The sequence below is a fragment of the Bradyrhizobium commune genome (assembly GCF_015624505.1).
Classification (GTDB): Bacteria; Pseudomonadota; Alphaproteobacteria; order Rhizobiales; family Xanthobacteraceae; genus Bradyrhizobium; species Bradyrhizobium commune.
In genome coordinates, this window is record NZ_CP061379.1 from 310267 (window position 1) to 334150 (window position 23884).

At 65.0% G+C, this 23884-nt stretch carries 22 protein-coding genes and 1 pseudogene; 9 read left to right on the forward strand and 14 right to left on the reverse strand.

Translation table 11 applies throughout. From position 1 onward, the window contains the following. Nucleotides 1–180: 180 nt before the first annotated feature. The 5 genes from typA to IC761_RS01495 all read right to left on the reverse strand — a co-directional run bounded on the left by typA (nucleotide 181) and on the right by IC761_RS01495 (nucleotide 5522). Nucleotides 181–2007: a translational GTPase TypA gene (gene typA / locus IC761_RS01475; protein WP_195801551.1), complete on the reverse strand. Its 1827-nt coding sequence runs from the start codon at nucleotides 2005–2007 to the stop codon at nucleotides 181–183. A gap of 262 nt (nucleotides 2008–2269) precedes the next feature. Continuing rightward, a complete protein-coding gene (locus IC761_RS01480; RefSeq protein ID WP_195801552.1) occupies nucleotides 2270–2530 on the reverse strand; it encodes a hypothetical protein in 261 nt (86 codons plus the stop codon). Beyond that, entirely contained in the window at nucleotides 2527–3972 is a 1446-nt protein-coding gene (locus tag IC761_RS01485; RefSeq protein WP_195801553.1) for a radical SAM protein, read from the reverse strand. Before IC761_RS01485 ends, IC761_RS01480 begins: the two co-directional genes overlap by 4 nt. Continuing rightward, nucleotides 3953–4669 carry a prolipoprotein diacylglyceryl transferase gene (locus tag IC761_RS01490; RefSeq protein WP_195801554.1) on the reverse strand — a complete coding sequence of 239 codons (717 nt, stop codon included), beginning with the start codon at nucleotides 4667–4669 and terminating at the stop codon, nucleotides 3953–3955. The genes IC761_RS01485 and IC761_RS01490 overlap by 20 nt, the downstream gene beginning before the upstream one ends. Nucleotides 4670–4754: 85 nt before the next feature. After that, on the reverse strand, nucleotides 4755–5522 hold the full coding sequence (locus tag IC761_RS01495; RefSeq protein WP_195801555.1) for a Crp/Fnr family transcriptional regulator: 768 nt from the start codon (nucleotides 5520–5522) through the stop codon (nucleotides 4755–4757). Between the two features lie 164 nt (nucleotides 5523–5686). Here IC761_RS01495 and IC761_RS01500 point away from each other — a divergent pair, with 164 nt between their 5' ends. Then, entirely contained in the window at nucleotides 5687–6085 is a 399-nt protein-coding gene (locus IC761_RS01500) for a response regulator (protein WP_195801556.1), read from the forward strand. 1 nt (nucleotide 6086) lies between these two features. Here IC761_RS01500 and IC761_RS01505 read toward each other — a convergent pair whose 3' ends face one another. Continuing rightward, nucleotides 6087–7634, reverse strand: coding sequence for an alkaline phosphatase D family protein (locus tag IC761_RS01505; protein WP_195801557.1), 1548 nt, complete (start codon nucleotides 7632–7634; stop codon nucleotides 6087–6089). Nucleotides 7635–7742: 108 nt separating this feature from the next. Beyond that, on the reverse strand, nucleotides 7743–9188 hold the full coding sequence (locus IC761_RS01510; protein ID WP_195801558.1) for a TAXI family TRAP transporter solute-binding subunit: 1446 nt from the start codon (nucleotides 9186–9188) through the stop codon (nucleotides 7743–7745). A 150-nt stretch (nucleotides 9189–9338) separates the two neighbouring features. Between IC761_RS01510 and IC761_RS01515 the strand changes: the two genes are divergently transcribed. Then, the gene (locus IC761_RS01515) at nucleotides 9339–9629 is read left to right on the forward strand and encodes a 4a-hydroxytetrahydrobiopterin dehydratase (protein ID WP_195801559.1); all 291 of its coding nucleotides are present in this window, start codon (nucleotides 9339–9341) and stop codon (nucleotides 9627–9629) included. A gap of 101 nt (nucleotides 9630–9730) precedes the next feature. Then, nucleotides 9731–10105 (forward strand): YkvA family protein, encoded by a 375-nt coding sequence (locus IC761_RS01520; protein ID WP_195801560.1) that lies wholly within the window; start codon nucleotides 9731–9733, stop codon nucleotides 10103–10105. Between the two features lie 224 nt (nucleotides 10106–10329). On the opposite strand, the gene IC761_RS01525 is transcribed toward IC761_RS01520, so the two are convergent. The 3 genes from IC761_RS01525 to IC761_RS01535 form a co-directional block, all read right to left on the reverse strand. Then, nucleotides 10330–11490 (reverse strand): TAXI family TRAP transporter solute-binding subunit, encoded by a 1161-nt coding sequence (locus tag IC761_RS01525; RefSeq protein WP_195801561.1) that lies wholly within the window; start codon nucleotides 11488–11490, stop codon nucleotides 10330–10332. Between the two features lie 18 nt (nucleotides 11491–11508). Beyond that, nucleotides 11509–12345, reverse strand: a complete 837-nt coding sequence (locus IC761_RS01530) for a hypothetical protein (RefSeq protein ID WP_195801562.1) — start codon at nucleotides 12343–12345, stop codon at nucleotides 11509–11511. Between the two features lie 432 nt (nucleotides 12346–12777). After that, complete coding sequence (locus IC761_RS01535) at nucleotides 12778–13752, reverse strand: NADPH:quinone oxidoreductase family protein (RefSeq protein ID WP_195801563.1); 975 nt, start codon at nucleotides 13750–13752, stop codon at nucleotides 12778–12780. 154 nt (nucleotides 13753–13906) lie between these two features. On the opposite strand from IC761_RS01535, the gene IC761_RS01540 reads away from it, so the two are divergent. The 6 genes from IC761_RS01540 to argG all read left to right on the forward strand — a co-directional run bounded on the left by IC761_RS01540 (nucleotide 13907) and on the right by argG (nucleotide 20003). Further along, nucleotides 13907–14746: an SDR family oxidoreductase gene (locus IC761_RS01540; protein ID WP_195801564.1), complete on the forward strand. Its 840-nt coding sequence runs from the start codon at nucleotides 13907–13909 to the stop codon at nucleotides 14744–14746. Nucleotides 14747–14860: 114 nt separating this feature from the next. Beyond that, nucleotides 14861–15496 (forward strand): invasion associated locus B family protein, encoded by a 636-nt coding sequence (locus tag IC761_RS01545; RefSeq protein ID WP_195801565.1) that lies wholly within the window; start codon nucleotides 14861–14863, stop codon nucleotides 15494–15496. A 181-nt stretch (nucleotides 15497–15677) separates the two neighbouring features. Next, entirely contained in the window at nucleotides 15678–16880 is a 1203-nt protein-coding gene (gene rlmN, locus IC761_RS01550; protein WP_195801566.1) for a dual-specificity RNA methyltransferase RlmN, read from the forward strand. Nucleotides 16881–17003: 123 nt separating this feature from the next. Continuing rightward, nucleotides 17004–17498 (forward strand): hypothetical protein, encoded by a 495-nt coding sequence (locus IC761_RS01555; protein WP_195801567.1) that lies wholly within the window; start codon nucleotides 17004–17006, stop codon nucleotides 17496–17498. A 297-nt stretch (nucleotides 17499–17795) separates the two neighbouring features. Further along, on the forward strand, nucleotides 17796–18572 hold the full coding sequence (locus IC761_RS01560; RefSeq protein WP_195801568.1) for a phosphatase PAP2 family protein: 777 nt from the start codon (nucleotides 17796–17798) through the stop codon (nucleotides 18570–18572). Nucleotides 18573–18665: 93 nt separating this feature from the next. After that, on the forward strand, nucleotides 18666–20003 hold the full coding sequence (gene argG, locus IC761_RS01565; protein WP_195801569.1) for an argininosuccinate synthase: 1338 nt from the start codon (nucleotides 18666–18668) through the stop codon (nucleotides 20001–20003). Between the two features lie 152 nt (nucleotides 20004–20155). Here argG and IC761_RS01570 read toward each other — a convergent pair whose 3' ends face one another. The 4 genes and pseudogenes from IC761_RS01570 to IC761_RS01585 form a co-directional block, all read right to left on the reverse strand. After that, nucleotides 20156–22168 carry an OmpA family protein gene (locus IC761_RS01570; protein WP_195801570.1) on the reverse strand — a complete coding sequence of 671 codons (2013 nt, stop codon included), beginning with the start codon at nucleotides 22166–22168 and terminating at the stop codon, nucleotides 20156–20158. A gap of 209 nt (nucleotides 22169–22377) precedes the next feature. Continuing rightward, nucleotides 22378–22671, reverse strand: a complete 294-nt coding sequence (locus tag IC761_RS35775; protein WP_246791422.1) for a hypothetical protein — start codon at nucleotides 22669–22671, stop codon at nucleotides 22378–22380. Nucleotides 22672–22744: 73 nt separating this feature from the next. After that, nucleotides 22745–22972 (reverse strand): annotated as a pseudogene (locus IC761_RS01580) (VOC family protein); the annotation flags it as partial. After that, nucleotides 22942–23793: an FkbM family methyltransferase gene (locus IC761_RS01585; protein ID WP_195801572.1), complete on the reverse strand. Its 852-nt coding sequence runs from the start codon at nucleotides 23791–23793 to the stop codon at nucleotides 22942–22944. The gene IC761_RS01585 and the pseudogene IC761_RS01580, both read right to left, overlap by 31 nt. Nucleotides 23794–23884 lie beyond the last annotated feature (91 nt).

Below are 23884 nucleotides of genomic sequence, written 5' to 3' on the forward strand. Positions count from 1 at the left end.
GGAAAGTGTGCAGCGGTTTTCCCTCGCGACAAACGCGAAGCGCGTTTGCGCGGAGATCATGCTCAGCTTCGTAAGGTGGGCAAGGGCGCTCTTGCGCCGTGCCCACCATCGTCATCCGGGGTCTCAAGTGGTGGGCACGCTTTCGCTTTGCCCACCCCGACGCACTACGGGTGCGGTAGCTTACGCCACCGCTTCCTTGGCCTTCTCCGCGCGCTTGCGCTCGTTCGGGTCGAGATGCTTCTTGCGCAGGCGGATCGACTTCGGCGTGACCTCGACGAGCTCGTCGTCCTCGATATAGGCGAGCGCCTTTTCCAGGGTCATCCGGATAGGCGGGGTCAGCCGCACCGCTTCGTCCTTCGACGTGGTGCGGATGTTGGTGAGCTGCTTGCCCTTGAGCACGTTGATCTCGAGATCGTTGTCGCGGGTGTGCTCGCCGACGATCATGCCCTTGTAGACCTTCCAGCCCGGCTCGATCATCATCGGGCCGCGGTCTTCCAGCTTGAACATGGCATAGGCGACCGCCTCGCCCTGGTCGTTGGAGATCAGCACGCCGTTGCGGCGGCCCTGGATCTCGCCCTTGTACGGGGCATAGCCGTGGAACAGGCGGTTCATGATCGCGGTGCCGCGGGTATCGGTGAGCAGCTCGCCCTGATAGCCGATCAGGCCGCGGGTCGGCGCGTAGAACACCAGGCGCTGGCGGTTGCCGCCGGACGGCTTCATCTCGACCAGCTCGGACTTGCGTTCGCTCATCTTCTGCACGACGACGCCGGAATGCTCCTCGTCGACGTCGATCACGACCTCCTCGATCGGCTCCATGGCACCGCCGGTGGCTTCGTCCTTCTGGTACACGACGCGCGGGCGCGACACCGAGAGCTCGAAGCCCTCGCGGCGCATGGTCTCGATCAGGATCGCGAGCTGCAATTCGCCGCGGCCCGACACTTCCATCGCGTCCTTGTCGGCGGCTTCGACGACGCGCAGCGCGACGTTACCCTCGGCTTCGCGCAACAGACGGTCGCGGATCATGCGGCTCGTCACCTTGTCGCCTTCGGTGCCGGCGAGCGGGGAGTTGTTGACGATGAACGACATCGACACGGTCGGCGGATCGATCGGCTGCGCCGGCAGCGGCACCTCGACGGTCGGATCGCAGAACGTGTCGGCGACGGTACCCTTGGTGAGGCCCGCAATGGCGACGATGTCGCCGGCTTCGGCTTCCTCGAGCGGCGTGCGCTCGAGACCGCGGAACGCGAGAATCTTGGTGATGCGCCCGGTCTCGACCAGCTTGCCGTCGGCGTGCAGCACCTTGACCTGCTGGTTCGGCTTGAGAACGCCGGACGAAATGCGGCCGGTGATGATGCGGCCGAGATACGGGTTGGCTTCCAGAATGGTGCCGATCATCCGGAACGGGCCTTCCTCGACCGTCGGCGGTGCGACGTGGCGCAGGATCAGGTCGAACAGCGGCTCCATGCCCTTGTCCTGCGGACCCTCGGGGCTTTCGGCCATCCAGCCCTGCTTGGCCGATCCATAAAGAATCGGGAAGTCGAGCTGCTCCTCGCTGGCGTCGAGCGCCGCGAACAGGTCGAACACCTCGTTGATGACTTCAGTCGGGCGCGCGTCGGGGCGGTCGACCTTGTTGATGACGACGATCGGCTTCAGGCCGACCTTGAGCGCCTTGGAGACCACGAATTTGGTCTGCGGCAGCGGGCCTTCGGCGGCGTCCACCAGCACCAGCGCGCCGTCCACCATGTTCAGGATGCGCTCGACCTCACCGCCGAAATCGGCGTGGCCGGGGGTGTCGACGATGTTGACGCGGGTGTCCTTCCACTGCACCGAGGCCGCCTTGGCCAGGATGGTAATGCCGCGCTCGCGCTCCAGATCGTTGGAGTCCATGGCGCGATCCGTCACCTTCTGGTTCTCGCGGAACGTGCCGGACTGCTGGAGGAGCTTGTCGACCAGGGTCGTCTTGCCGTGGTCGACGTGGGCGATGATGGCGACGTTACGAAGATTCATGAGTGAGCTTCTTTGCGGTCGAACAATGGGTTAAGCGCGATCTCGCCGGTCAAGCCGGGACCTCTTCACGGACAACGCTGGAAACGTGGAAAACGGGGCCTGCTACGCCCAAAAGGGAAGCCCGGCCATATCGACCGGGCACCCTGTGCGTTTGCGGCGCAATATATGCAAAAACCGCCAAAAAACAATGCGTTCTTTGGCCTTTGGTGGACTGAATTTTGCCCGGGAATCCCCGGGGCTTAGGTGGGGTCCGGACCGGGCCTTAGGGCTTTCGTCCCCTGACGGCTGCCCAGATCAGGGCGACGCCTCCAGCGCCGACCGCCAGCCCCAGGAAGACGAATGGCGCGATGCCGTCTTCGATCTTTCCTCCCTCGACCACGGACATCCCGCCGAACAGCAGCGCGCAGAGGCCCGGCAGCAACATGATGATCCCGAACAGCACCATGATCGCGGTCAGGCAGCCGCTGCGCGCCTGGCTGGGTGTTGGGACAGGTGGCAGAATCGGCGGGGGCGTGTCGCTCATCGTGGTACCCCCTCGCTCTGCATTGCCCCGCGATAGGTCTGTCCTTCGAGTTCGGCGCGGATCCGGCCGATCGCACCATTGCGGTAGAATAGATTATAGGTGTCGAACGGAATGATTGCGCCCTGCTCCGTCACGAAATGGATGCAGCTGCGCTTGACGTTGCCGACGCAGAAATTGAAGCGATCGAGAAACTGCACGATGGTGACGCGGAACACGTTCTCGTAGGTCAGCCCTTCCGGCACCTCGAAGCTCGGCAGGCAGCACAGCAATTCGCAGACGCGCTCGGACGTGTTGAGCGGGCCTGACGACAGCGAGAACAGATCGATGAATTTTTCGCGCAACATCGGATATTTTTCCGGGCTGATGGTGTTGGGCATCACCGCAACCAGCTGCTCCTGCGGGATCAGCGAGGTCAGCGGCAGCACCTTCTCGCCATTGCGCAGGCCGTAGCCGATCGAGATGCTTTCGGGATTGCAGGGCAGCGGGATCATGTCCTTGTCGCCGAACACGCCGGTTTCGACCACACGCCGGCGGATCTCCGACAGCATGATGCGGTCGGTGTCCTTATCGAAATTCTCGTTGCGGCCGGCGTCCTGCACCGGCTGGAGCGTGACGCCGCGCACGCATTTCCAGGAGAGTGCGTGGCGGACGATGTCGCCGATCTCGGCGTCGTTGACGCCGCGCTTGATGGTCGCCACCAGCGTGGTCGACACACCGAAATGCTCGAGATTTTCCAGCGCCTGCTGCCGGATTTTTCGCAAGTCCGCGCCGCGCAGATCGACCAGCGCGTCGCGCTGAAGCGAATCGAACTGGAGATAGACCTCCAGCCCGCGCCTGTTCTCGGCGAGCCGCGCCACGAAGTCCTTTTCGCGGGCGATGCGCAGGCCATTGGTGTTGATCATGACGTGGCGGATCGGGCGGGCGCGCACCGCGTCCAGGATCGCGAAGAAGTCCGGATGCAGTGTCGGTTCGCCGCCGGAGATCTGGACGAGATCGGGTTCGCCCTCGCTTTCGACCAGCGCGTCGAGCATCTTCTCGATCGTCGCGAGCGGCGTGAACTTCGTTCGCGCCGGCGTGGACTCGGCGAAGCAGACCGGGCAGGTGAGATTGCAGTGCTCGGTGATCTCGATCAGCGCGAGGCAGGAATGCTGCTCGTGGTCGGGGCAGAGGCCGCAATCATAGGGGCAGCCGAATTCGGTGTGACGCTGGAAAGCGAGGGGGCGGTCGCCCGGCTTGATGAAATCCTTGCACAGGCGCCAATAGGCTGCGTCGGTCGAAACCAGCGTCGACTGCACGCCATGCTCCCTGCAACGCTTTTCGTACCAGACCTCGTTGCCGAGGATCTGGATCTTGGTCGGCACCAGCTTCAGGCAGGTCTCGCAGAGCGACTGGGTCTGGCCCCAGAAGATATAGGGGCGCGACTTACGCAACGGCGCGTTCATGCACAGGCCTCGCTTTGGGCGCCGTCGCCAGCATGACGGCGGCGTAGAGCAGGATGGACAGCGACAGCAGGTGAAACAGCGTGAAGGGGCCGATCAGCGTGCCATAGGGCTTGAGGAATTCCCACAGGAAGCGCTGCGCCCCATAATAGAGCAGAACCAGGTAGAAGCCATTGGTGATCGCAAACGCGTTCCGGTTCAAGACAGCCAGCACATAGACAGCCGCGAACACGGCCATCGCGGCGCTCTCGTAGAGCTGAACGGGATGGCGAGGAACGCCGTCGCCGAAATCATGGCCCCAGGGCAGCGCCGTCGGCGTGCCATAGGTGAAATCGTCGAGGCCCGCGAAATAGCAGCCGAGCCGCCCGATCGCGATGCCGAGGGCCAGCGGCAGCGCAAACCGCGCGCCGGTGCGGACGTTGATGCCGGCCTGCCATTTGTAGAGCTCGACCGCCACGATGCCGCCGGCGAGCGCGCCCTCGACCGAGCGCGCAATGCCGCTCTCGCCCGACAGCCACAGATTGGCGGAGCCGAACAGATAGGCGCCAAGGCCGGCGCCGAACACCAGCGCGGCGATGTAGGGCAGTTCGAAGGATTGCGCGGGAAACTGCAAGCCTTGTCGCGACAGCCAGTAAACCGCAGCACCCGCCGCCAGCCACGCCGCAATATCGAAGACAGTGTGAAGGAATGCCCCGCTCATGCGGGACGCAGGCTAGCACGGGGGACGTTTGCCGTCGAACGCCGGCATCCTCTCCCGGAGCGGCGGGTGTCGAGGGAGCGCGAGACTAGCTCGCGGTGCTCGCCTCCTCGGTCGGATAGACCCCGCGCAGCACCTCCTCGAAATGCATCTTCACGGCGTCGTTGCAGAGGCAGGCGCGCATCCGCAGACCGTCATGGTTGCGGACCAGGATCGAGCCGCGCCGCGTGTCCAGCACGCCTTCGGCCTTGAACGATTGCAGCACGCGGCTCGCATAGCTGCGGCCGACCCCGAGCAGCGTCGCAAGCTGCTCATGCGTCAGCGGGACGCTGCTCTCGTCGCCGGTCCGCTCCATCGCCGCGATGATCCATTTCGCCGTGCGCTGCTCGATCGAGTGGATGGCGTTGCAGGCGGTGGACTGGAAGATCTGTGCCAGCATGCAGTCGGCGTAGCGGGCGAAGATGTTGCGCAGCGACGGCGAGCGCGCTTTGGCTGCCTCCAGCTTGGCGACGTGGATCCGCGCAAACGGCCCGCCGAACTTCACGCAGATGCGGGTATAGGCCGGCAGGAAGCCCTCGCTGACGATGCCGCCGACGGCGCCTTCGCGGCCGACCAGGATGGTCTCGACATCGCGGCCGTCTTCATTGGGGACGAGAAAGGTCGCGAGCGACGGCCCGCAGGGAAAGTGCACGACCTGGACATTGTCGCCGGGACTGTACAGCAGATCGCCGGCCGCAGCGTCGTCGACGCTGACATGCGGTGCGAGCAGCGCGTAGTCCGCTGCGCTCAGGCGCCGCAGCAGATTATTGGCCGGTCGACTACTGACCTCGTTTGCCTTGCTGATACGCGCATCCATCGTGAACTCCCGATCCTCCTTTCCACACTAGCGAGTTCCGTCCACCGGCTGTGTGCACAAGTGGACAGACTGGAGAACTCTGATGTGGTGGGTTTCGTTCCGGGAACCCTCCGGTGCGCTGGGCGCAGGCATCGTGTCGCGGCCGTCCTGATCCGAGAAACCTCATGCTCCAAGATGCGATCATGGCCCCCGTTCTTTCCGATGGCTCAGACTGTCCTGCCGATGTCCTGATCGTGGAGGACGATCCGATCATCGCGATCGATTTCGAGGACCGTCTGCTCGGCTTTGGCGTGACGAAGGTACGCACCGTGGGGTCGGTCGCGCAGGCGTTGAAGGCGATCGCGGCGCGTGCGCCGGATTTCGCGCTGCTCGACGTCGAGCTGATCCGCGAGAAGAGCTTTGCGATTGCCGAGCGGCTGGCCGCGCTCGACATCCCCTTCGTCTTCGTCACCGGCTACGGCGCGGAGACGAGCATTCCCGCGCAGTTTGCGGCACGGCCACGGCTGCAAAAGCCGTGCTCCAGCGATGCGCTGGAGGCGGCATTACAGATGCGCGGCGCCTGACTCAGGCCGATTTCGGATCGAGCGTGGTCGACCACAGCGCGACATCGGCGCGGTCGCGCAACGTCACCGTCATCTGGCCGGAGGCGCCGTCGATCTTGACATGACCGAAGAACTGCATGCCGGCGGACGGCGGCAGGTTCTGCTTGTCGAGCCCGGGCGCCTTGACGAAGCGCACCTCCGGTCCAAACGTATTGTCGAGCTCGTTCGGGCCGAACGTGCCGGCGTGCAGCGGGCCGGAGACGAATTCCCAGAACGGCTCGAAATCCTGGAACTGCGCCTTGTTCGGATCGTAATAGTGCGCTGCCGCGTAATGCACGTCGGCGGTCAGCCACACCGTATTGTTGATCGGCGCCATCTTGATGAAGCGCAGGATGTCGGCGATCTCGAATTCGCGGCCGCGCACCGGGCCATCGCCTTGCGCGAAGGCTTCCGAGCCCTTCTTGTTGGTCGCATCGTCATAGACGATCAGGCTGAGCGGCATGTCGGAGGCGATCACCTTCCAGGTCGCGCGCGAATTCAGCAGGCCGCGCTTGAGCCAGGCCATCTGATCCGGCCCGAGGAAATAGGCCGCCGGGCCGTAAGACGTCTCCAGGTTCGGGCCGTTGCCGCCGCGATAGCTGCGCTCGTCGAGCACGAACACGTCGAGATGCGGACCGTAGGAGATCTGGCGATAGACCCGGCCGGGCTCGACGATGCTCTCGCGCATCGGATACATCTCGTGGAAGGCGCGCGCGGCACGCGCCGCCAGCAGCGTGATGTTGTGCTCCTTGTAGGTCGCCGGCAGCTCCTTCGACAGCGACCAGTTGTTGGTCACCTCGTGATCGTCCCACTGCACGAAGATCGGCACCTCGGCATTGAAGGCGCGGACATTGTCGTCGGTGAAATTGTACTTGTGCGCGGCGCGGTACTCGTCGAGCGTCTCGGCGACCTTGGCCTTCTCGGGGATGGTGACGTTCTTCCAGGTCTTGCCGTCGGCAAGCTTGACCTCGGCGGGGATCACGCCGTCGGCATAGATGGTGTCGCCGGAGTGCAGGAAGAAATCCGGACGGCTCTTGCGCATGGCCGAGAAGGTGAACATGCCGCCGTCGTCGGGATTGATGCCCCAGCCTTGACCTGCGACGTCGCCGCCCCAGACGAAGCTGACGTCGCGGCGGTCGGCGGGCGCGGTGCGGAAGCGGCCGACCACCGGCTCGCCCTCGATCGCGGTGTGGGAGAGATCGCGGAAGCGGACGCGGTAGAAGATGTCCTGGCCGCTTGGAAGATTCTCCACCAGCATCTTGGCGGTGAAGTCGCTCTCGGGGAGCGCCGCGATCGGCGGCAGCGCGCGCGCGTCCTTGAATGATTCCGTCGTCGCCACCTCGACCAGCATCTGCGACGGCCGGTCGGCGCGCGCCCAGACCACGCCGCCGTCGACGGTGACGTCACCGGACTGCACGCCGTGGGTCACGGCCGGCCGATCGGCCGCGCGCGACAGATGCGGCATCGCGATCGCGCCAAGCGCGCCGGCGCTGGTGGTGAGGAAATTGCGGCGGGAGAATTTGATCTTCATGCAAGGCTCCCCAATGTCGCGAGGGGCGGTCGCCCGAGCGGCAGCCGCCACGATGAAGTCAGACGCTATATTGAGACATTGTGACGCAGCAATTACGCGCGCAAGCGCTTATGCGTTGCCTGCGGCGCGGAATTGGGCGCCGGCGCGTTGCAGGTTCTGCGGCAGGCTGAACAGCACGGCCTTGCGGTCGGCGACGGCGGCGTGGAACTGGTCGAGCACGATGTTGAAGGCGGTCAGCGCCGCCTCCTCGATCGCGCCGTGATCGTAGCAGCGCAGCGTGTCGCGCAGGATCTCGTCGGCCTCGGCCTGCATCTGGTCGAGCTCGTCGGCCGCCTCGCTCTTGCGGGCGACGGCGATCATGTCGAGCAGGCGGTCGCGCAGATGGCTGTTGTTGTCGCGCTCGTCCTTCTTCAGATAGCCGGCGAACCATGCGCCGATCGAGCCGGTGGCGGAGAGCGCCATCAGGCCCCACCAGATGAAATCGCTGTATTTGTCGAGGAAGGTTTTCTCCTCGCCGTCGACGAAGGCGGCCGCACCCGGATGCACGGGAATGACGGCGTCCTTGTCGGTATCCGGCGTTTCGATCTTCGCGGCCTGCGGGAAATCCGTCAGCAGTTGCTGACGCACGGCGAAGAGCTGCCGGGTGAAGGCCGCAACCGTGGTCTCGGACAGGCCTTTGCGCGCCACCACGTGATGCGAGAAGCTGATCGTCTTGACCTCGTCGTCGGGACGATCGGGCGAGCCGCCATAGGTGCCGGCGGGGATCTCGGACGCTTCATAGACCGGATGGTTCTGCGCGATGGCGTCGGCCGAATCGATTGCGAGGAATGTCGGCGTGCCGCCGTCCTTGGCGGAGGCGGCGATCGCGTCCGCGGTGATCTTGCTGTTGACGGGGCCCGCCGCGAGATAGACGTCGGCCTTCTGGGCCTTGATCGCCTCGGCCACTTCGCTCGCCGGGAATTGCACGATCTCGACCTTGGCCGGATCGATTCCGTATTGCTGGAGGATCACCTTGAGCAGATTGACGTTGGCCTGGGTCTTGCCGACTACGCCGACGCGATGGCCTGCGAGCTGCGAGACCTTGGTGATCTTGGCGCCCTTCTTCTTGCCCTTGCCAGGCACGGACCACAGCACCACGACATTCTTGCGCAACGTCGCAACCGCCTGCGCGTTCTTGGGGACATCGAGATCGCCGCGCACGATGGCGAGATCGGCCTTGCTCTCGGCGATCGTCTCGGCGCTCGCGGTGGCGCCGTCGGTCTGGATCGGGCGCAGCCGGACATAGCTCTTGTTCTGCGCGAAGGCCTGGGTCAGCGCCTGCACCACCTTGACGTCGTCGCTGTTGGCGGGGCCGACTGCGATCTTCAGCGTCACCGGTCGCATCGCGAAATAATAGCCCCCGGCGAGGGCGCCGATGACCGCAAGCACCAGCGCCAGAGACACGAGCGCGGTCTTCCGCGCCGCGGATCGCGGCGAAGGCGGAGAGGGCGCTTCGGCCAGGTCCAATCCCCCGGTCATCGATCTCCCAAACAGGCGCTTCAGGCTCAGTTTCATCTTGGCCGGCGATTTACGCCGGGAAGTGTAGCAAATTTCTTGTCCGGCGGGGTTACATCTCCGTCATGGTTAGCGGATGGACGACATCCCGGTGAACCCGGGCCTAAGCACGGTGTTAGGGTAAAGTTCCCCTGAAGGACGGAGGCGGTCATGGCAGAGCGGTTGTCAGCGGAGGCGCGCAAGCAGGCGCTGGGCGGTATCCCGGGCTGGACCGAGGTTTCGGGCCGCGACGCCATCGGGAAGACCTTTGTCTTCAAGGATTTCAACGAGGCCTTCGGCTTCATGACCCGGGCCGCGCTGGTCGCCGAAAAGATGGATCACCACCCCGAATGGCGCAATGTCTACAAGACGGTCGAGGTGGTGCTGTCGACCCATGATGCGGGCGGACTCACCGCGCGCGACATCGAGCTTGCCAAGGCAATGAATGCCATCGCCGGCTGACGTCTTGCGGGCACGGACTGCATCCCCATCTTGTGATCGGCAGGGGATGCGGCCATCCGCCGCCCCCGCACCAGGAGTTTTGGACCAAGGAGCTTTGGACTATGGCTGCCGAACACAGCGTCGGCTTCGAGCCGGCTGATCGGCTCGCGGAAGATCGTGAGAGCGTGCGCCGCCGTTTCTGGCGCAAGCTGAAGCGCGTCGTCGCACACCTGCCGTTCGCCGAGGACCTGCTCGCCGCCTATTACTGTGCCTTCGATCGGCAGACGCCGCGCCACGTTCAGGCCTCGCTGCTGGGTGCGCTCGCCTATTTCATCCTGCCGTTCGACTTCATCCCTGACGTGATGCCGGTCCTCGGCTTCACCGATGACGCGGCCGTGCTCGCCACCGCGATCCGCATGGTCGCCAGCCACATCACCGCCGAGCACCGCGAAGCCGCCCGCGCCGCGTTGAAGCGCGGCGGGGATGAGGCCGCGTAACGCCAGCCGCGTTTACGTTGTCACGCCCCGCGAAAGTGAGGGTGTTGCGCATCGATCTTACCCCACTTTCGTCCCGGCGGAGGCCGGGACCCATACCGCGGAATCTACCGCGTGCGGGTGGTGTTAATCTCGAACGACTAGTCTTCGCCAAACATCTCCCTGGGAGTATGGGTCCCGGCCTTCGCCGGGACGACTCTGGGAGAGTGTCTGTGCTGACGCCGCCGTTACTTCTTCTCTGCCTGCGCCCGCGTATTCTCCGCATCCCATGCCTGGAATTGCTTGAACAGCGCTTCCCTGTCCGCGTCCGATACCTTCGCGGCTGCGGGGCTTTGCTTCAAAAACGCCTCGAAGCGCTGCTGCGTCACCGGCTCGACGCCGTGGCGGTCGAGCCATTGCTGTGCCACCGGCAATCTGTTCCAGCCCGCGAGCGGCGCTGCGAGCGAGACCTCTTTCCATTTGGGATGGAAGGGTGGGTTCTGAAGCGCCGGGAATTTGGTGAAGAACGCGTCCACGAACAGCGCGAGCTTGCGGTAGCGCTCGGTGTTGGGCGCCCAATTATAGGCCGCGAGCACCGCCGGTACCGCGATCGTATCGACGCTCTCGCCGTCCTTGATCAGGTTCGGATAGTCCTTAGGCGTCAGCGTCGCCGGCAGATAATCGCCCTGGAGCGGCTTTGCGTAATCGACCTTCGCGAGATGGAAGCGGCCGTCATTGCTGAAGGTCGAGACTGATTTGTACGGCTTGCCGCCGACCACGATGACGGCGTCGATCTCGCCCGCTTTCAGCTTCTCCATCGCGATGCGCTGCTCGACATAGACGAATTTCGCCTTGATCCCGAGCCGTTCGAACACGGTGAGCGCGGTGACGAAGGTGCCGCCGTTCGGCAGGTCCACGCTGACCGTCTTGCCTTCGAGGTCTTTCAGCGTCGCAACCGATTTCGGCGCGATCACCTGCATCTCCTCGTTGTAGAGTTTTGTCACATAGGTGAACTGACGCTTGATGTCTTTCGCAAAGCCCTTGCGCTCGAGATAGTCGAGCGTGTCGGCGCGCACGACGCCGAGGTCGACGCCCTGCAAAAACAGGATGTCGGCGACGCTCTGCACCGAGCCGCGGCCGACGATCGGCAGCACGCGGATCTTGTTGCCGTCGTCGAGCACCGAGGCGAGATCGGCGCCGAACTGCACATAGGTGCCGCCGATCGTGCCGGTGATCAGCGTAACGGTGTTGGCGTTCAGCGCCTGCTTGGTCGAGCTCGAGCCGAACTGGAAGATGGCCTTCAAACTGTCCGAGACCTTGGCCGGATCATATTCGGTCGGCTCGGCGCGTGCCGCGAAGGCACAGATCGTCATGATGGCGGCAACCGCCATCTTCAAAGCGTTACGCATGATGTCCCCTAAACCGTTCTAGTTTGAGAGTTGAGCGAGGCGCTGCTTCGCCTCCGTCGATCCGAGAGCCATTGCCTTCTGATACCAGTCGCGCGCGGCCGAAGCGTCGGCGCTGACGCTCCGAATGTCGCGTGTGCCGAGCACGGTGGGATCATAGGTTTGCGCCAGCAGGAGTGCTGCCGTCGCGTCGTTGGCATTGGCCGCGCGTTCGAGCAACAGGCGCGCCGCAGCGATATCGCCGACGCCGATCAGGCCTTTCGCACGCGTCATCAGCCCGGCCAGCGTGTCGGCATCGAGCGTCTTTGCGGGCGGCTGCGGCGGGGCGGGCGGCGCTGCGACGGGCCCCGGCGCCTGGGCCTGGAGTGCGATCTGATAGGCGCTTGCGATCGCCTCGCGGCTTGGCGCAGACGGTGTGGGAAGGTTCTGCGCGTCGGCGCTCGCCAGCATCGTGTTGGTGACGCGGGCCGGGTCCTTGAGCGGGCCCTTTTGCGCAATTTGCGGACCGGCCTGTGCCGCAGGCTGGCCAGGCGTCGCGACCGCGCCTCCGGCATTGGCGGCGACGAGGTTGCGAAGATCGGACTGAAACAGCGCGCCCAGGATGGCCAGGATCGCTACCGCCAGAACGGCGGCGATCAGGCGCGGCACAATGCTGGGACGCAGCGCCCGCGGCGCAAATTCGCGCGGGTCCGGCTCGCCGAGCGGATCGGACAGGAAGAGAGGAACTGGATCGTCTTGCGAAAGATCCGCGCGCTCGGCGCGCGCACGAATGTATGATGCGGTCGACGGAAGTGATGTAACGCGATCGGAGTCGAGCGCCCTCGACCCCCTGGACGGACGGGATGCCGTCGTCTCCATGGTGATGCTCCCCATTACTGACGCAACAAAAGGGCCTTCCCGGCTTCAGTCTTCTTGGTGTTGTCCAGAAGCGCCCCGCAAGCTGGAACCCGTAAATCGCCGTTTGAATCAGCCCAAAAGACGACGGCGATTGGCGCGAATCGGGAGATATTTGGGTTTGATTGGGGCGAGGCGGGGGAATGCACCGCAATTTTGGCGGCGATGGTTGAGGGGGATTTTACCGGGCGTTGTGCGCGCTATTCCACGCGGACGTGCGAGTTGGCCCCGCTGCCTGTTCAATTCTCGCTGTCATGCCCCACGAAGGCGGGGCATCCAGTACGCCGCGGCCCATCGATCAATCACGACTGTCACGGAGTACTGGATCGTCCGGTCAAGCCGGACGATGACAGCTGAGTGTGTGGCGACAACGTCGTGACGATGATGCCTGCATCCTCACGGATGCAGGATCACCTTGCCCATGGCCTGACGTCCCGCCAGCACCTTCAATGCATCGGCGGTCCGCGCCAAAGGGAATGTGCGGTCGACATGCGAAGAAATCTTTCCTTCCGCAGTCCACTTCACGAGCTTCTCGAGATTGGCGCGGTTCTTCGCGGGGTTGAGCCGGGTCCATGCGCCCCAGAACACGCCGCGGATATCGCAGCCCTTCAAAAGCGCGAGATTCAGCGGCATCTTTGGAATGTCGCCGGCGGCAAAGCCGATGACGAGGAAGCGGCCTTCCCAGGCAATCGAGCGCAGCGCGGCTTCCGCATACGCACCACCCACGGGATCGAAGATGATGTCGACGCCCTTGCCGCCGGTGAGTTTCTTCAAGCCTTCCTTCAAATCTTCCTTGCCGTAGTTCAGCGTCAGCTCGGCACCATGAGCCTTCGCGAATTCGAGCTTCTCGTCCGATGAGGCGCAGGCGATCACCTTCAGGCCCATCAGCTTGCCGAGCTCGCAGGCAGCTAAGCCTGTGCCGCCCGCCGCACCCAGCACCGCGAGCGTCTCGCCCGGCTTCGGGCTGGCGCGATCTTCCAGCGCATGCAGCGCGGTGCCGTAGATGATGATGATGCCGGCGGCGCGGTCGTAATCGAGATTGTCGGGGATCTTCACGATCGACGCCGCCGGCAGCGCGATCTTCTCGCGCGCGCCGTTATGGCCGCAGGACGCGACCACGCGATCGCCGACCTTGAGGTCGGTCACGCCGGGTCCGATGCTCTCGATCACGCCCGCGACTTCGGCGGCCGGCGAGAACGGGAACGGCGGCTTGATCTGGTACTTGCCCTGAATCATCAGGATGTCGAAAAAATTCAATGCCGCCGCCTTGATCGCGATCACGGCCTCACCGGGCCCCGCCACCGGATCAGGCACCTCGGCGAGCACGAGATCGTCGGGCTGGCAATATTGCGAGCAGAGGATGGCTTTCATGGCGGAACCTTAGGCGTTTCGAGGCAGAATTATAGTTGGCTGTTTCTGCCGGATTTAACGTGGTCCGACAATCTGATTTCTTTGTCTAAGGCCATGCACCGGCCTATCCTCGTCATTGCAATGACGAAACAAGAAGAAAAGGAGGATTCAAACGATGTTTGAAACGGGTTTACTCCACAACAAGCGCATCCTCATCACCGGCGGCGGCTCTGGCCTTGGTGCTGCGATGGGACGCCGCTTCCTCGCACTCGGTGCCGAGCTCGTCATCTGCGGCCGCAAGCTCGACCGGCTGGACGCAACCGCGACCGAGATGCGCGAAGAGACCGGCGGCAAGGTCACGACGATCGCATGCGATGTCCGCGACGGCGCCGCCGTTGAGGCCATGATGGACGCGATCTGGCGCGAGGCGCCGCTCGACATCCTCGTCAACAACGCCGCCGCGACCTTCATCGCGCAGAGCGAGCATCTGTCCTTCCGAGCGGCCGATGCGATCCTGGCCCCAACGCTGCACGGCGCGATGTATTGCACGCTCGCCGCCGGCAAGCGCTGGATCGACGGCAAGCACAACGGCGTCGTGCTCTCGATCCTCTCGACCTCGACCATCACTGGCCGCGCCTTCACCGTGCCGTCCGCGATGGCAAAATCGGCCGTGCTGGCGATGACCAAGAGCCTCGCAGTGGAGTGGGGCCCGAGGGGCATCCGCACCGTCGCGATTGCGCCGGGGCCGTTTCCGACCGCCGGCGCATCGGGACAGCTGCGCCCGGAGGGGCGCGACGAAGGCTGGACCGCGCGCAATCCGCTCGGCCGCACCGGTGAGCACAGCGAGCTCGCCGATCTCGCCAGTTTCCTGGTCTCGGACCGGGCCGGCTACATCAATGGCGAGATGGTGGTGATCGACGGCGGCGCGCATCTGCGTAGTTCCGGCGCCGAGGATTTGTTGCGCTGGACCGATGCGCAATGGGCCGAGCAGCGTGCCGCGCGATCCAAAGGCTAGCCGCATCATCCCGCTAACTGCCTTCCCAAATTGGACTTTCCCGGCTATCCCTGCGCGGGGACAAAACGCCGCCGGGCCATCTTCCAGTCACAATATTGAGGGAACCACTCCAGCATGTGGCGGGCGCTTTTTCTTGCTTTGATGACTGGCGTGGCGGCGTGGGGGATCAGTGATTCCGCGCGGGCGCAGACGACGCAACCGGCGCCAAAGGCTGCGGCAAAACCGACGGCTACGGCCGCCAAGACGGCGGCCAAGCCCGAGAGCAAACCGGCGGCTCCTCCCGTAGCAGTTGCTGGCGGGGCTGAACCGACGCTGATCGGCCAGTTCGGTACCTGGGGCGCCTATTCGGCGACACCCAATGGCAAGAAGGTCTGCTTCGCGCTGGCCAAGCCCTCGTCGTCGAAGACCAACCCGCCGAACCGTCCGCGCGACCCCGCCTATGCCTTCGTCTCGACCCGGCCGGCGGAGAAGGTCAACAACGAAGTCTCGGTGATGATCGGCTACGCGCTGAAGCCGGGCTCGGAATCGACCGTCGAGGTCGGCGGCGCCGCGTTTGCGATGTACACGCAGGGCGACGGCCTTTGGATCAAGAATGCGGCCGAGGAGGAGCGGATGGTCGAGGCGATGCGCAAATCCGCCGATCTCGTGGTCAAGGGCGTCTCGGCCAAGGGGACGGAGACGACCGACACCTTCTCGCTGAAGGGCCTCGCCCAGGCCCTGGACCGGATTTCGCAGGATTGCAGACGTTAAGGCTGCAAGCGGTATCATGGTCGCAATCGGCGGTTCCGGTTGCTATATAGGGGTATTCCAAAGGTGCAGCCGTCATGCCCGGGCTTGTCCCGGCCATCCACGCGCTGGTTCCAGGCGGAAAGATCGTGGATGCCCGGGACAAGCCCGGGCATGACGAGACAGCAGCAATCTTAGGCAACCGATGCAACCGACGACCGAGCCGCACAACGCAATCCTGGTGGAGAAGACTCCGCTCGAAACCTATGTGCCGCCGGCAAAGCCGTCGCTGATCGGGCTATCGCGCACCGAGCTTGCCGATTGTCTCGGCGAGATCGGGGTTCAGCCTGCGCAGCGCAAGATGCGCGTGCAGCAGCTGTGGCACTGGATGTATTTCCGCGGCGCTCAAAGCTTCGACGAGATGACCTCGGTCTCGAAAGGCATTCGCGCCGATCTTGCGGAGCATTTCACTGTCGACCGGCCCGAAGTCGTGGCCGAGCAGATCTCCAACGACGGCACCCGCAAATGGCTGCTGCGGCTGCCGAGCGGCGACAATGTCGAGAAGGCGCATGAAGTCGAGTGCGTCTACATCCCCGAGACCGACCGCGGCACGCTCTGCGTCTCCTCGCAGGTCGGCTGCACGCTGAACTGCTCGTTCTGTCACACCGGTACGCAGCGCCTGGTGCGCAATCTCACCGCCGGCGAGATCGTTGGTCAGATCATGGTCGCGCGCGATCGCCTCAATGACTGGGCCGATCGCGAGGACGGCACGCGTCGCGTCACCAACATCGTGATGATGGGCATGGGCGAGCCGCTCTACAATTTCGACGCCGTGCGCGATGCGCTGCTGATCGTTGGCGACAATGAGGGCATCGGCATCTCCCGCCGCCGCATCACGCTGTCGACCTCCGGCGTGGTGCCGAACATCGTGCGCGCCGGCGACGAGATCGGCGTCATGCTCGCGATCTCGCTGCATGCGGTGCGCGACGAGCTGCGCAACGAGCTGGTGCCGCTCAACCGCAAATATCCGATCAAGGAGCTGCTCCAGGCTTGCCGCGACTATCCCGGCGCCTCGAACGCACGCCGTATCACCTTCGAATATGTGATGCTCAAGGGCGTCAACGATTCGCTCGACGATGCCAAGCTGTTGGTGAAGATGCTCAAGGGCATTCACGCAAAGATCAATCTGATCCCGTTCAATCCCTGGCCCGGCACGGCCTATGAATGCTCGGACTGGGACCAGATCGAAAAGTTCTCCGAATACATCTTCAACGCCGGCTATTCCTCGCCGGTGCGCACCCCGCGCGGCCGCGACATCCTCGCCGCCTGCGGCCAGCTCAAGTCGGAGACCGAAAAGCTCTCGGCCCGCGAACGCCAGGCGCTGCGCGCCATGGCAATGACGGATTGAGTTGATGCGCGCCCGCGCTCTCGCATCCTCGTCATTGCGAGCACGGCGAAGCAATCCAGGATCTTTCCGCAGAGACAGACTGGATTGCGTCGCTGCGCTCGCAATGACGGTGAGGACAGTGTCATGTCCCTGATCGGCCGCCTCATCGTCATCTTCATCGGCTTCCTCGCCGCCTGCTTCGTCGGCGGCATGATCGTGGTCGGCGCGCTGCTGTTTCCCGAGTTCTCCGATCTCGGCGCCGGCCCCGTCGATCAAGGCACGATCGACGTCCTGCTCGGCTTCGGTTTCATCTTCGTCTCGGGCTTTGCGCTGGTGCCGGCGATGCTGATCGCCGCGATCACGGAAGCGCTCTACATCCGTAGCGCGCTGGCCTATGCGGTCGGCGGTGGCCTCGTCGGGCTCGCCTGCTATCTCGGCCTCATCCCGTTCCATCCCGACACGTTTCAGTTCGAAGGGATCGTGCGGCGTCACCTCGAGATCATGACCGGTGCGGGCATCGTTGCCGGATTCGTCTACTGGCTGATCGCCGGCCGCAACGCCGGCGTCTGGCGCATCCCGGCGCCGCCACGCCGGCCGCCCCCGCCGCTGCCATCGAATTCACGGCCGGATGCGCGGTGATGCAGCTGTTACGCTGAGACGAGAGGCAGCATGCTACATAGATGGTGTCGTCCCGGCCTAGTGCGCAATTGCGCACGGGGGGCCGGGACCCATAACCACGGGGTCGAGTTTGGCGAAGATTCGCTGTTCGGTACTCCTACCGCGGGCAATTGATAAATTCCGCGGTATGGGTCCCGGCCTTCGCCGGGACGACGTTGTTGAAGCATTTCGTTTCAACAACATCATGGTCGCCTGCGTCGCCAGCCGCGCCCGATTCCAGGGTTTTCATCTCCGCCTCACTCCGCTAAACCGCGCGCCATGAACCGAACTGGACTCTTCATCGCCCTGGCGCTGTGGCTCGTGATCGGCGTCGTTTTTGGCCTCTATCCCGAGCTCGATCTCAAGCTCGCCGCGCTGTTCTTCGATCCCGAGACCAGGACGTTTCCGCTCAAGCTGAACGAGTGGGCCGGGTTCGCGCGTGACGCTGCGATGTGGGTCTCCTGGGCGTTCGTGCTGCCCCCGCTTGTCGCGCTCGTGGTCAAGATGGTCCGGCCCGATCGTCCCTTGCTGGTGTCGGGCCGCGCGATCGTTTTCCTGCTCGTGACGATCATCCTGTCGGCCGTCATTCTCTCCAACCTCACCTTCAAGACCTATTGGGGCCGACCGCGGCCGGTGGTGGTGACCGAGTTTGCCGGCGATCAGCAGTTCGTGGCGTGGTGGGACCCGCGCGGCGATTGCGAGCGCAATTGCTCGTTCTTCTCGGGCGAAGGCGCGACGGCGTTCTGGACGCTGGCGCCGGCCGCGCTGGCACCGCCGGCGTGGCGGCCGCTCGCCTATGCTGCGGCGGTGGTGTTCGGCGCCACGACCAGCGGGCTCCGCATGGCCTTTGGCGGGCACTTCTTCACCGATGTCGCGACCGCCGGGCTCGTCACCTTCGTCGTGATCTGGTTTGCCTACGCGCTGATTTACCGCTGGTCGCGGACCCGGTTCTCCGACGCGGCGGTCGATGCCGCCCTGACCCGGCTGAACATGCCCGCTTATCGGCTCCGCAAGCGCCTGTTCGGCGGCAAGACCGGCCCTGCAGCGTCGATTTGAGCCATTAAATGGGTGCCGAGGCCTGCGAAATTTGATATTCGCGCGGTCAAACCGCACCCTTCATCAGCCCCTTGAGACCCGATTGGAAGCCCCATGACCACGATTCTGAAAAGCCTGCCCAAGGGTGAGAAAGTCGGCATCGCTTTTTCGGGCGGCCTCGACACCTCGGCGGCGCTGCTCTGGATGAAGCAGAAGGGCGCGCGCTGCTACGCCTATACCGCCAATCTCGGCCAGCCCGATGAGGCCGACTACAACGAGATACCGCGCAAAGCGCTTGAGTTCGGCGCCGAGAAGGCGCGCCTGGTCGATTGCCGCATGCAGCTCGTGCATGAAGGCATCGCCGCGATCCAGTCGGGCGCCTTCCACATCTCGACCGGCGGCATCACCTATTTCAACACTACGCCGCTCGGCCGCGCGGTCACCGGCACGATGCTGGTTGCGGCGATGAAGGAAGACGGCGTCAACATCTGGGGCGACGGCTCGACCTTCAAGGGCAACGACATCGAGCGCTTCTACCGCTACGGCCTGCTCACCAATCCGGGCCTGAAGATCTACAAGCCCTGGCTCGACCAGCAGTTCATCGACGAGCTCGGCGGCCGCGCCGAGATGTCGGCGTTCATGACCGCGCAGGGTTTTGCCTACAAGATGAGCGCCGAGAAGGCATATTCGACTGACAGCAACCTGCTCGGCGCCACGCATGAGGCGAAGGATCTCGAGAGCCTCGACAGCGGCATCAAGATCGTCAACCCGATCATGGGCGTGCCGTTCTGGCGCGACGACTGCAACGTCAAGGCCGAGAAGGTGGTCGTGCGTTTCGAGGAAGGCCAGCCGGTCGCGCTGAACGGCCAAACCTTCAGCGATCCCGTCGCGCTGTTCCTCGAGGCCAATGCGATCGGCGGTCGCCATGGCCTCGGCATGAGCGACCAGATCGAGAACCGAATCATCGAGGCCAAGAGCCGCGGCATCTACGAGGCGCCCGGCATGGCGCTCTTGCACATCGCCTATGAGCGCCTCGTTACCGGCATCCACAACGAGGACACGATCGAGCAGTACCGCATCAGCGGCATGCGCCTCGGCCGCCTGCTCTATCAGGGCCGCTGGTTCGATTCGCAGGCCTTGATGCTGCGCGAGACCGCGCAGCGCTGGGTCGCGCGCGCCGTCACCGGCGAGGTCACGCTGGAGCTGCGCCGCGGCAACGACTATTCGATCCTCAACACCGAGAGCCCGAACCTCACCTATGCGCCGGAGCGGCTCAGCATGGAGAAGGTCGACGATGCCGCCTTCACGCCGGCGGATCGCATCGGCCAGCTCACGATGCGCAATCTCGACATCGCCGACACGCGCACCAAGCTGAAGCTCTACACGGACACCGGTCTTCTCTCAGGCAGCGAAGGCTCGCAGATCTTCCGGCTCGAGAGCGACAAGGACTGATGCGCTTGTAGCCCGGATGGAGCGAAGCGAAATCCGGGACATTCTCACCGAGCAGATAGATCCCGGATTGCGCTCCGCTCCATCCGGGCTACGGATCTCAAACAAACAACGGCCGGGATCGCTCCCGGCCATTTTGCATTCGTGGTGCTGCCTCAGCGCGGCGGCGTGATGCCGGGCGGGGGGGGCGGCAGCGAGGCCGTGCCGCCGTTGAGCAGCGGCGTGATGCGGCGGACGGTGACACGCCGGTTGATGCGGCTCGGCCCGTCGGTCTGCTCCTTGAGGTACTGCCTGCCATAGCCCTGCGACGTCAGGTTCTCCGCGGGCACGCCGAATTGCTGGGTCAGCAATTCGGCCGCGGATTGCGCACGGCGATCCGACAGCGACAGATTGTCGACGTCGTTGCCGACCGCGTCGGTGTGTCCCTCAATCAGGAACACCTCGCGCGGGTTGCGCTGGATCGCACGGTTGAGGCCGTCGGCGATTACTTGCAGCCGCGCGGCCTGGTCCGGCGGGATGGTCCACGATCCCGTTTCGAAATTGATCGTGTTGATGTCGATGCTCGGCATCGCCATGCGGACATTCGGCGAGTAGCGGATCTCGTCGAGCGAGTAGCGCCGTTCGATCCGCTGGACCGGCGGAGCTTCCATGGTTTCGTAGATCACGTCCGGCGACGCCTCCTGGGCGTCGACGATGTAGCGATCATAGGGAATGCTGACGACCGGCGGTGGCACGTCGACATAGAAGCCGCCGACCGCGCGCGGATCGCGGTAGCTGTTGTCGATGATGATGATCTCGCGCCCGCCGGGGTCGCGGCGGATGCGCCGCAGCAGCGAGCCGTCCGGACCGACCACGGTGATCACCTCGCTGCCGTCGGGACGGATCACGACGGTGCGGGTTTCGCCGCCGACGGTCTCGGTGCGGATGTCGCGGGCGCCGTAGCGGAAGCGATAGAGATCGTTGCCGCGGACATATTCCTGCCCGCCCGGGTCTCGGATGATGATGCGGTCCGGCTCGGTGTAGATGGTGCGGCCGCCTTCGACGACCTCCTGCCGCTGGTTGCGGTAGTCGGCGATGGTGGCGCCGATCACGGCGCCAGCCACCACGCCTGCGCCGATCGCGAGCGGCGTCAGGTCACGCTGCTGCGGACGCGGCGGCGGCGGCAAGGGCGCTGCAACGGTCGGCGCGGCGCGGAAGGCCGGCGCAACCGTCGGCGGCGCGTATTGCGCCTTGTTGGGTGGCGGCGCTGCGGCTGGCGTCGCTGGGACGACAGAGGGCGCCGCGACGCCGGGCGGAGGAGCTGCTGGGCGAGGCAGGGCACCCGCCTGCGGTGCCGCAGGCGGCGTACCAGCAGCTGGTGCGCCCACAGGCGGCGTTCCACCCTGGCGTCCGGGAGGCGACGTCATCGCACCGCCGGGAGCCGGCGTTGCTGTCGGGGCCGGGGCGGCACCCGGAGCCGGCGATCCCGCTGCCGGCGGACCGCCGGGACGTCCTGGCGGCGTTGAGCCGGGCGCCGGCGTTGCGGACGGCGCGGGCGTGGTTGTCGGGGCGGGAGGCGTCGCCGGCCGAGCTGCCGGCGCTGCGGGCGTCGGAGCGGGCGTTGCTGTCGGCGCTGGCGTCGCCGTTGGGAGGGGCCGTGCGGCAGGGGCCGCCGAAGGCGGCGTGGCGGGCGGCGGAGGTGTTGGCGTGGTGGCCGGACGCGCCGGTGCCGCAGGTGGCGGGGGCGGTGGTGTCGGCGCGTGCTGCTGCGGAGCCGCAGCCGGCGGCGGCGTGGGTGCCTTGGGTGCGGCGGCCGGTGGGGGCGGAGGCGGCGGAGGTGTCTGATGCGTCGCCGGCGGCGGCGGTGGAGGCGGCGGCGTCGGACGTGCCGGCGCAGCAGCCGGCGGGGGGGCAGCAGGCGGATGCGGTGGTGCAGCCGCCGGTGGCGGAGCGGTCGGTGGCTTGGGAGCCGCAGGCGGCGGCGGAGGCGGCGCTGCCGGGCGCGCGGCGGGCGGCGGCCCCTTCGGCGCTTCCTTCGGAGGCTGCTTCGGTTTTCCGTCAGGGCCTGTCTCTGGCTGGGCCTGCGCGACCACGAGCGGCGGCGCGTTTTGCGCATGCGATGCGGAGCTTGCGAATTGCATCGCGGTCAGAGCCGTCGTGGCAAGCAGCACGAAACGAAGGTTGGTCATGATGGTGAACTTCCCCGGAAGGTTCTTTGACGAAGTCGCGGTTTGACGAAGTGGTGGTTCAGCTAAGTCTTGGTTCAACGAAGTCTTGGTTCAACGAAGTCTAGTGATGAACAGCTACGCGTTGGGCCGCATTGTGGCGGGCAAAGAGGCTGCGGCCCGATATATTTCTGCACGCAAATCACGTCACGACGGCAACGTTCATTGCGCATTCAGACGCAGGTTGCAATCGCCTCACATGGGATCATTCGCTTCGTCTGCGATATCCGCGATCCCACAGCGGAAATCGCATCCGTTGCGGGATTCGGCGTGAGCGGTCCGCTCGGACCGCGCGACGGAATCTCTTCAGGCGTATGGCCCGGCAATTCATCGGGCCGTGGTGGCGAACCGGGCTCGCGCACCGGTGGCGCGATGTCGGGCTGCGGATTGCCCGGCGGAATGCCGGGCGGCGGCTCGGTGGGGGTCCCCGGTGTTGCCGGCGGTATCTCGGGCGGTTCGATCGGCATTCGGCATCATCGAGATCAATTGTCTGGAGAACGACAACGATGATGCCGCGTCGATGTTCCGCGTCGCGACGTCCTATTCGGGCGCATGGCAGACGGCTTCGATGTTGTGTCCATCGGGATCGAGCACGAAGGCGCCGTAGTCGTTCGGATGATAATGCGGGCGGATGCCGGGCGGCCCGTTGTCGCGGCCGCCGGCTGCCATCGCCGCCTTGTAGAACGCATCCACCGTGGCGCGGTCTTTTGCCGCAATCGCAACATGCACCGGCTTGTTCATCGCGCCTTCGCCGCCGATCCAGAAATCCGCGACAGGAACGTATTGCTCCGCGTCTTGCGCGCGATCGCAAAGCCGCGCGCGACCATGTCAGCAATACAATCATCCCGCCATTCGTTTTGTGACAGATGCTCGATCACGACTGCACGCGGCCACAGCGATTGCGGCGCATCGCGGAAGAAGCCGATCAGCACGCGATCCTCAAAGCCTTCAACGTCGATCTTGAGCGAATCGACGTTGGCAATGCCGGCCTCGTCGAGAATGCGCGTCAGCCGCAACGACGGCACCTTGATCGCATCAGTGCTGGCCGTGCCGGTGACGACATGGGTGGCGCCGAGATTGCCGCCGCCGCTCTCGATCATCAATTCGCCGTCGCTGTCGCCGGCGGCGGCCTGCACCAGGCGCACCTGCGTCGCTTTCGATGCCGCGTGGTTGAAGGACAGCCGTCCAAAGGTCATCGGATGCGGCTCGATCGCAACCACCTTGCCGGCGGACCCGACCTGGCGCGCCATCACCAGCGCAAACGTGCCGACATTGGCGCCGACGTCGACGAAGACGCCGCCGGCCGGCGTGTGCTGGCGCAGGAAGTCGAGCTCGTCGAGATTGTAATCCGGATTGAACAACGCGCCGCGCTCGGTCGCACTGCCCTGGTGATAGAAGCGGAACGAGGCGCCCTGATACTGCACGTCGACCGGGCCGCCGCGCATCAGATTGACCAGCCGCGACATCCAGGGCCGGAACGCGCCGCGCTTCAGCCGCGAGCCTTGTGTCAGGCGAATGACCGCAGCCTGCGCCGCATTCGGCGCAAACGCGCCGAACGGCGCGGACGAAGGGGCGTTGTCGGGCGTCAAGCAGGCGATCCTCGTTGCAAGCGGCGCATGCATAGCCGGTTTTTGCCGGGGACTCCAATCTTCACGAGAGATCTGTAGTCCGGATGGAGCG

Bases quoted from the DNA above. Each gene is read 5' to 3' on its own strand.
- typA (WP_195801551.1), bottom strand. From the start codon at position 2,007: ATGAATCTTCGTAACGTCGCCATCATCGCCCACGTCGACCACGGCAAG.
- IC761_RS01535 (WP_195801563.1), bottom strand. From the start codon at position 13,752: ATGAAAGCCATCCTCTGCTCGCAATATTGCCAGCCCGACGATCTCGTG.
- IC761_RS01520 (WP_195801560.1), top strand. From the start codon at position 9,731: ATGGCTGCCGAACACAGCGTCGGCTTCGAGCCGGCTGATCGGCTCGCG.
- IC761_RS35775 (WP_246791422.1), bottom strand. From the start codon at position 22,671: ATGCCGATCGAACCGCCCGAGATACCGCCGGCAACACCGGGGACCCCC.
- IC761_RS01540 (WP_195801564.1), top strand. From the start codon at position 13,907: ATGTTTGAAACGGGTTTACTCCACAACAAGCGCATCCTCATCACCGGC.
- IC761_RS01495 (WP_195801555.1), bottom strand. From the start codon at position 5,522: ATGGATGCGCGTATCAGCAAGGCAAACGAGGTCAGTAGTCGACCGGCC.
- argG (WP_195801569.1), top strand. From the start codon at position 18,666: ATGACCACGATTCTGAAAAGCCTGCCCAAGGGTGAGAAAGTCGGCATC.
- IC761_RS01560 (WP_195801568.1), top strand. From the start codon at position 17,796: ATGAACCGAACTGGACTCTTCATCGCCCTGGCGCTGTGGCTCGTGATC.
- IC761_RS01515 (WP_195801559.1), top strand. From the start codon at position 9,339: ATGGCAGAGCGGTTGTCAGCGGAGGCGCGCAAGCAGGCGCTGGGCGGT.
- rlmN (WP_195801566.1), top strand. From the start codon at position 15,678: ATGCAACCGACGACCGAGCCGCACAACGCAATCCTGGTGGAGAAGACT.
- IC761_RS01485 (WP_195801553.1), bottom strand. From the start codon at position 3,972: ATGAACGCGCCGTTGCGTAAGTCGCGCCCCTATATCTTCTGGGGCCAG.
- IC761_RS01570 (WP_195801570.1), bottom strand. From the start codon at position 22,168: ATGACCAACCTTCGTTTCGTGCTGCTTGCCACGACGGCTCTGACCGCG.
- IC761_RS01525 (WP_195801561.1), bottom strand. From the start codon at position 11,490: ATGCGTAACGCTTTGAAGATGGCGGTTGCCGCCATCATGACGATCTGT.
- IC761_RS01530 (WP_195801562.1), bottom strand. From the start codon at position 12,345: ATGGAGACGACGGCATCCCGTCCGTCCAGGGGGTCGAGGGCGCTCGAC.
- IC761_RS01555 (WP_195801567.1), top strand. From the start codon at position 17,004: ATGTCCCTGATCGGCCGCCTCATCGTCATCTTCATCGGCTTCCTCGCC.
- IC761_RS01480 (WP_195801552.1), bottom strand. From the start codon at position 2,530: ATGAGCGACACGCCCCCGCCGATTCTGCCACCTGTCCCAACACCCAGC.
- IC761_RS01500 (WP_195801556.1), top strand. From the start codon at position 5,687: ATGCTCCAAGATGCGATCATGGCCCCCGTTCTTTCCGATGGCTCAGAC.
- IC761_RS01545 (WP_195801565.1), top strand. From the start codon at position 14,861: ATGTGGCGGGCGCTTTTTCTTGCTTTGATGACTGGCGTGGCGGCGTGG.
- IC761_RS01510 (WP_195801558.1), bottom strand. From the start codon at position 9,188: ATGAAACTGAGCCTGAAGCGCCTGTTTGGGAGATCGATGACCGGGGGA.
- IC761_RS01490 (WP_195801554.1), bottom strand. From the start codon at position 4,669: ATGAGCGGGGCATTCCTTCACACTGTCTTCGATATTGCGGCGTGGCTG.
- IC761_RS01505 (WP_195801557.1), bottom strand. From the start codon at position 7,634: ATGAAGATCAAATTCTCCCGCCGCAATTTCCTCACCACCAGCGCCGGC.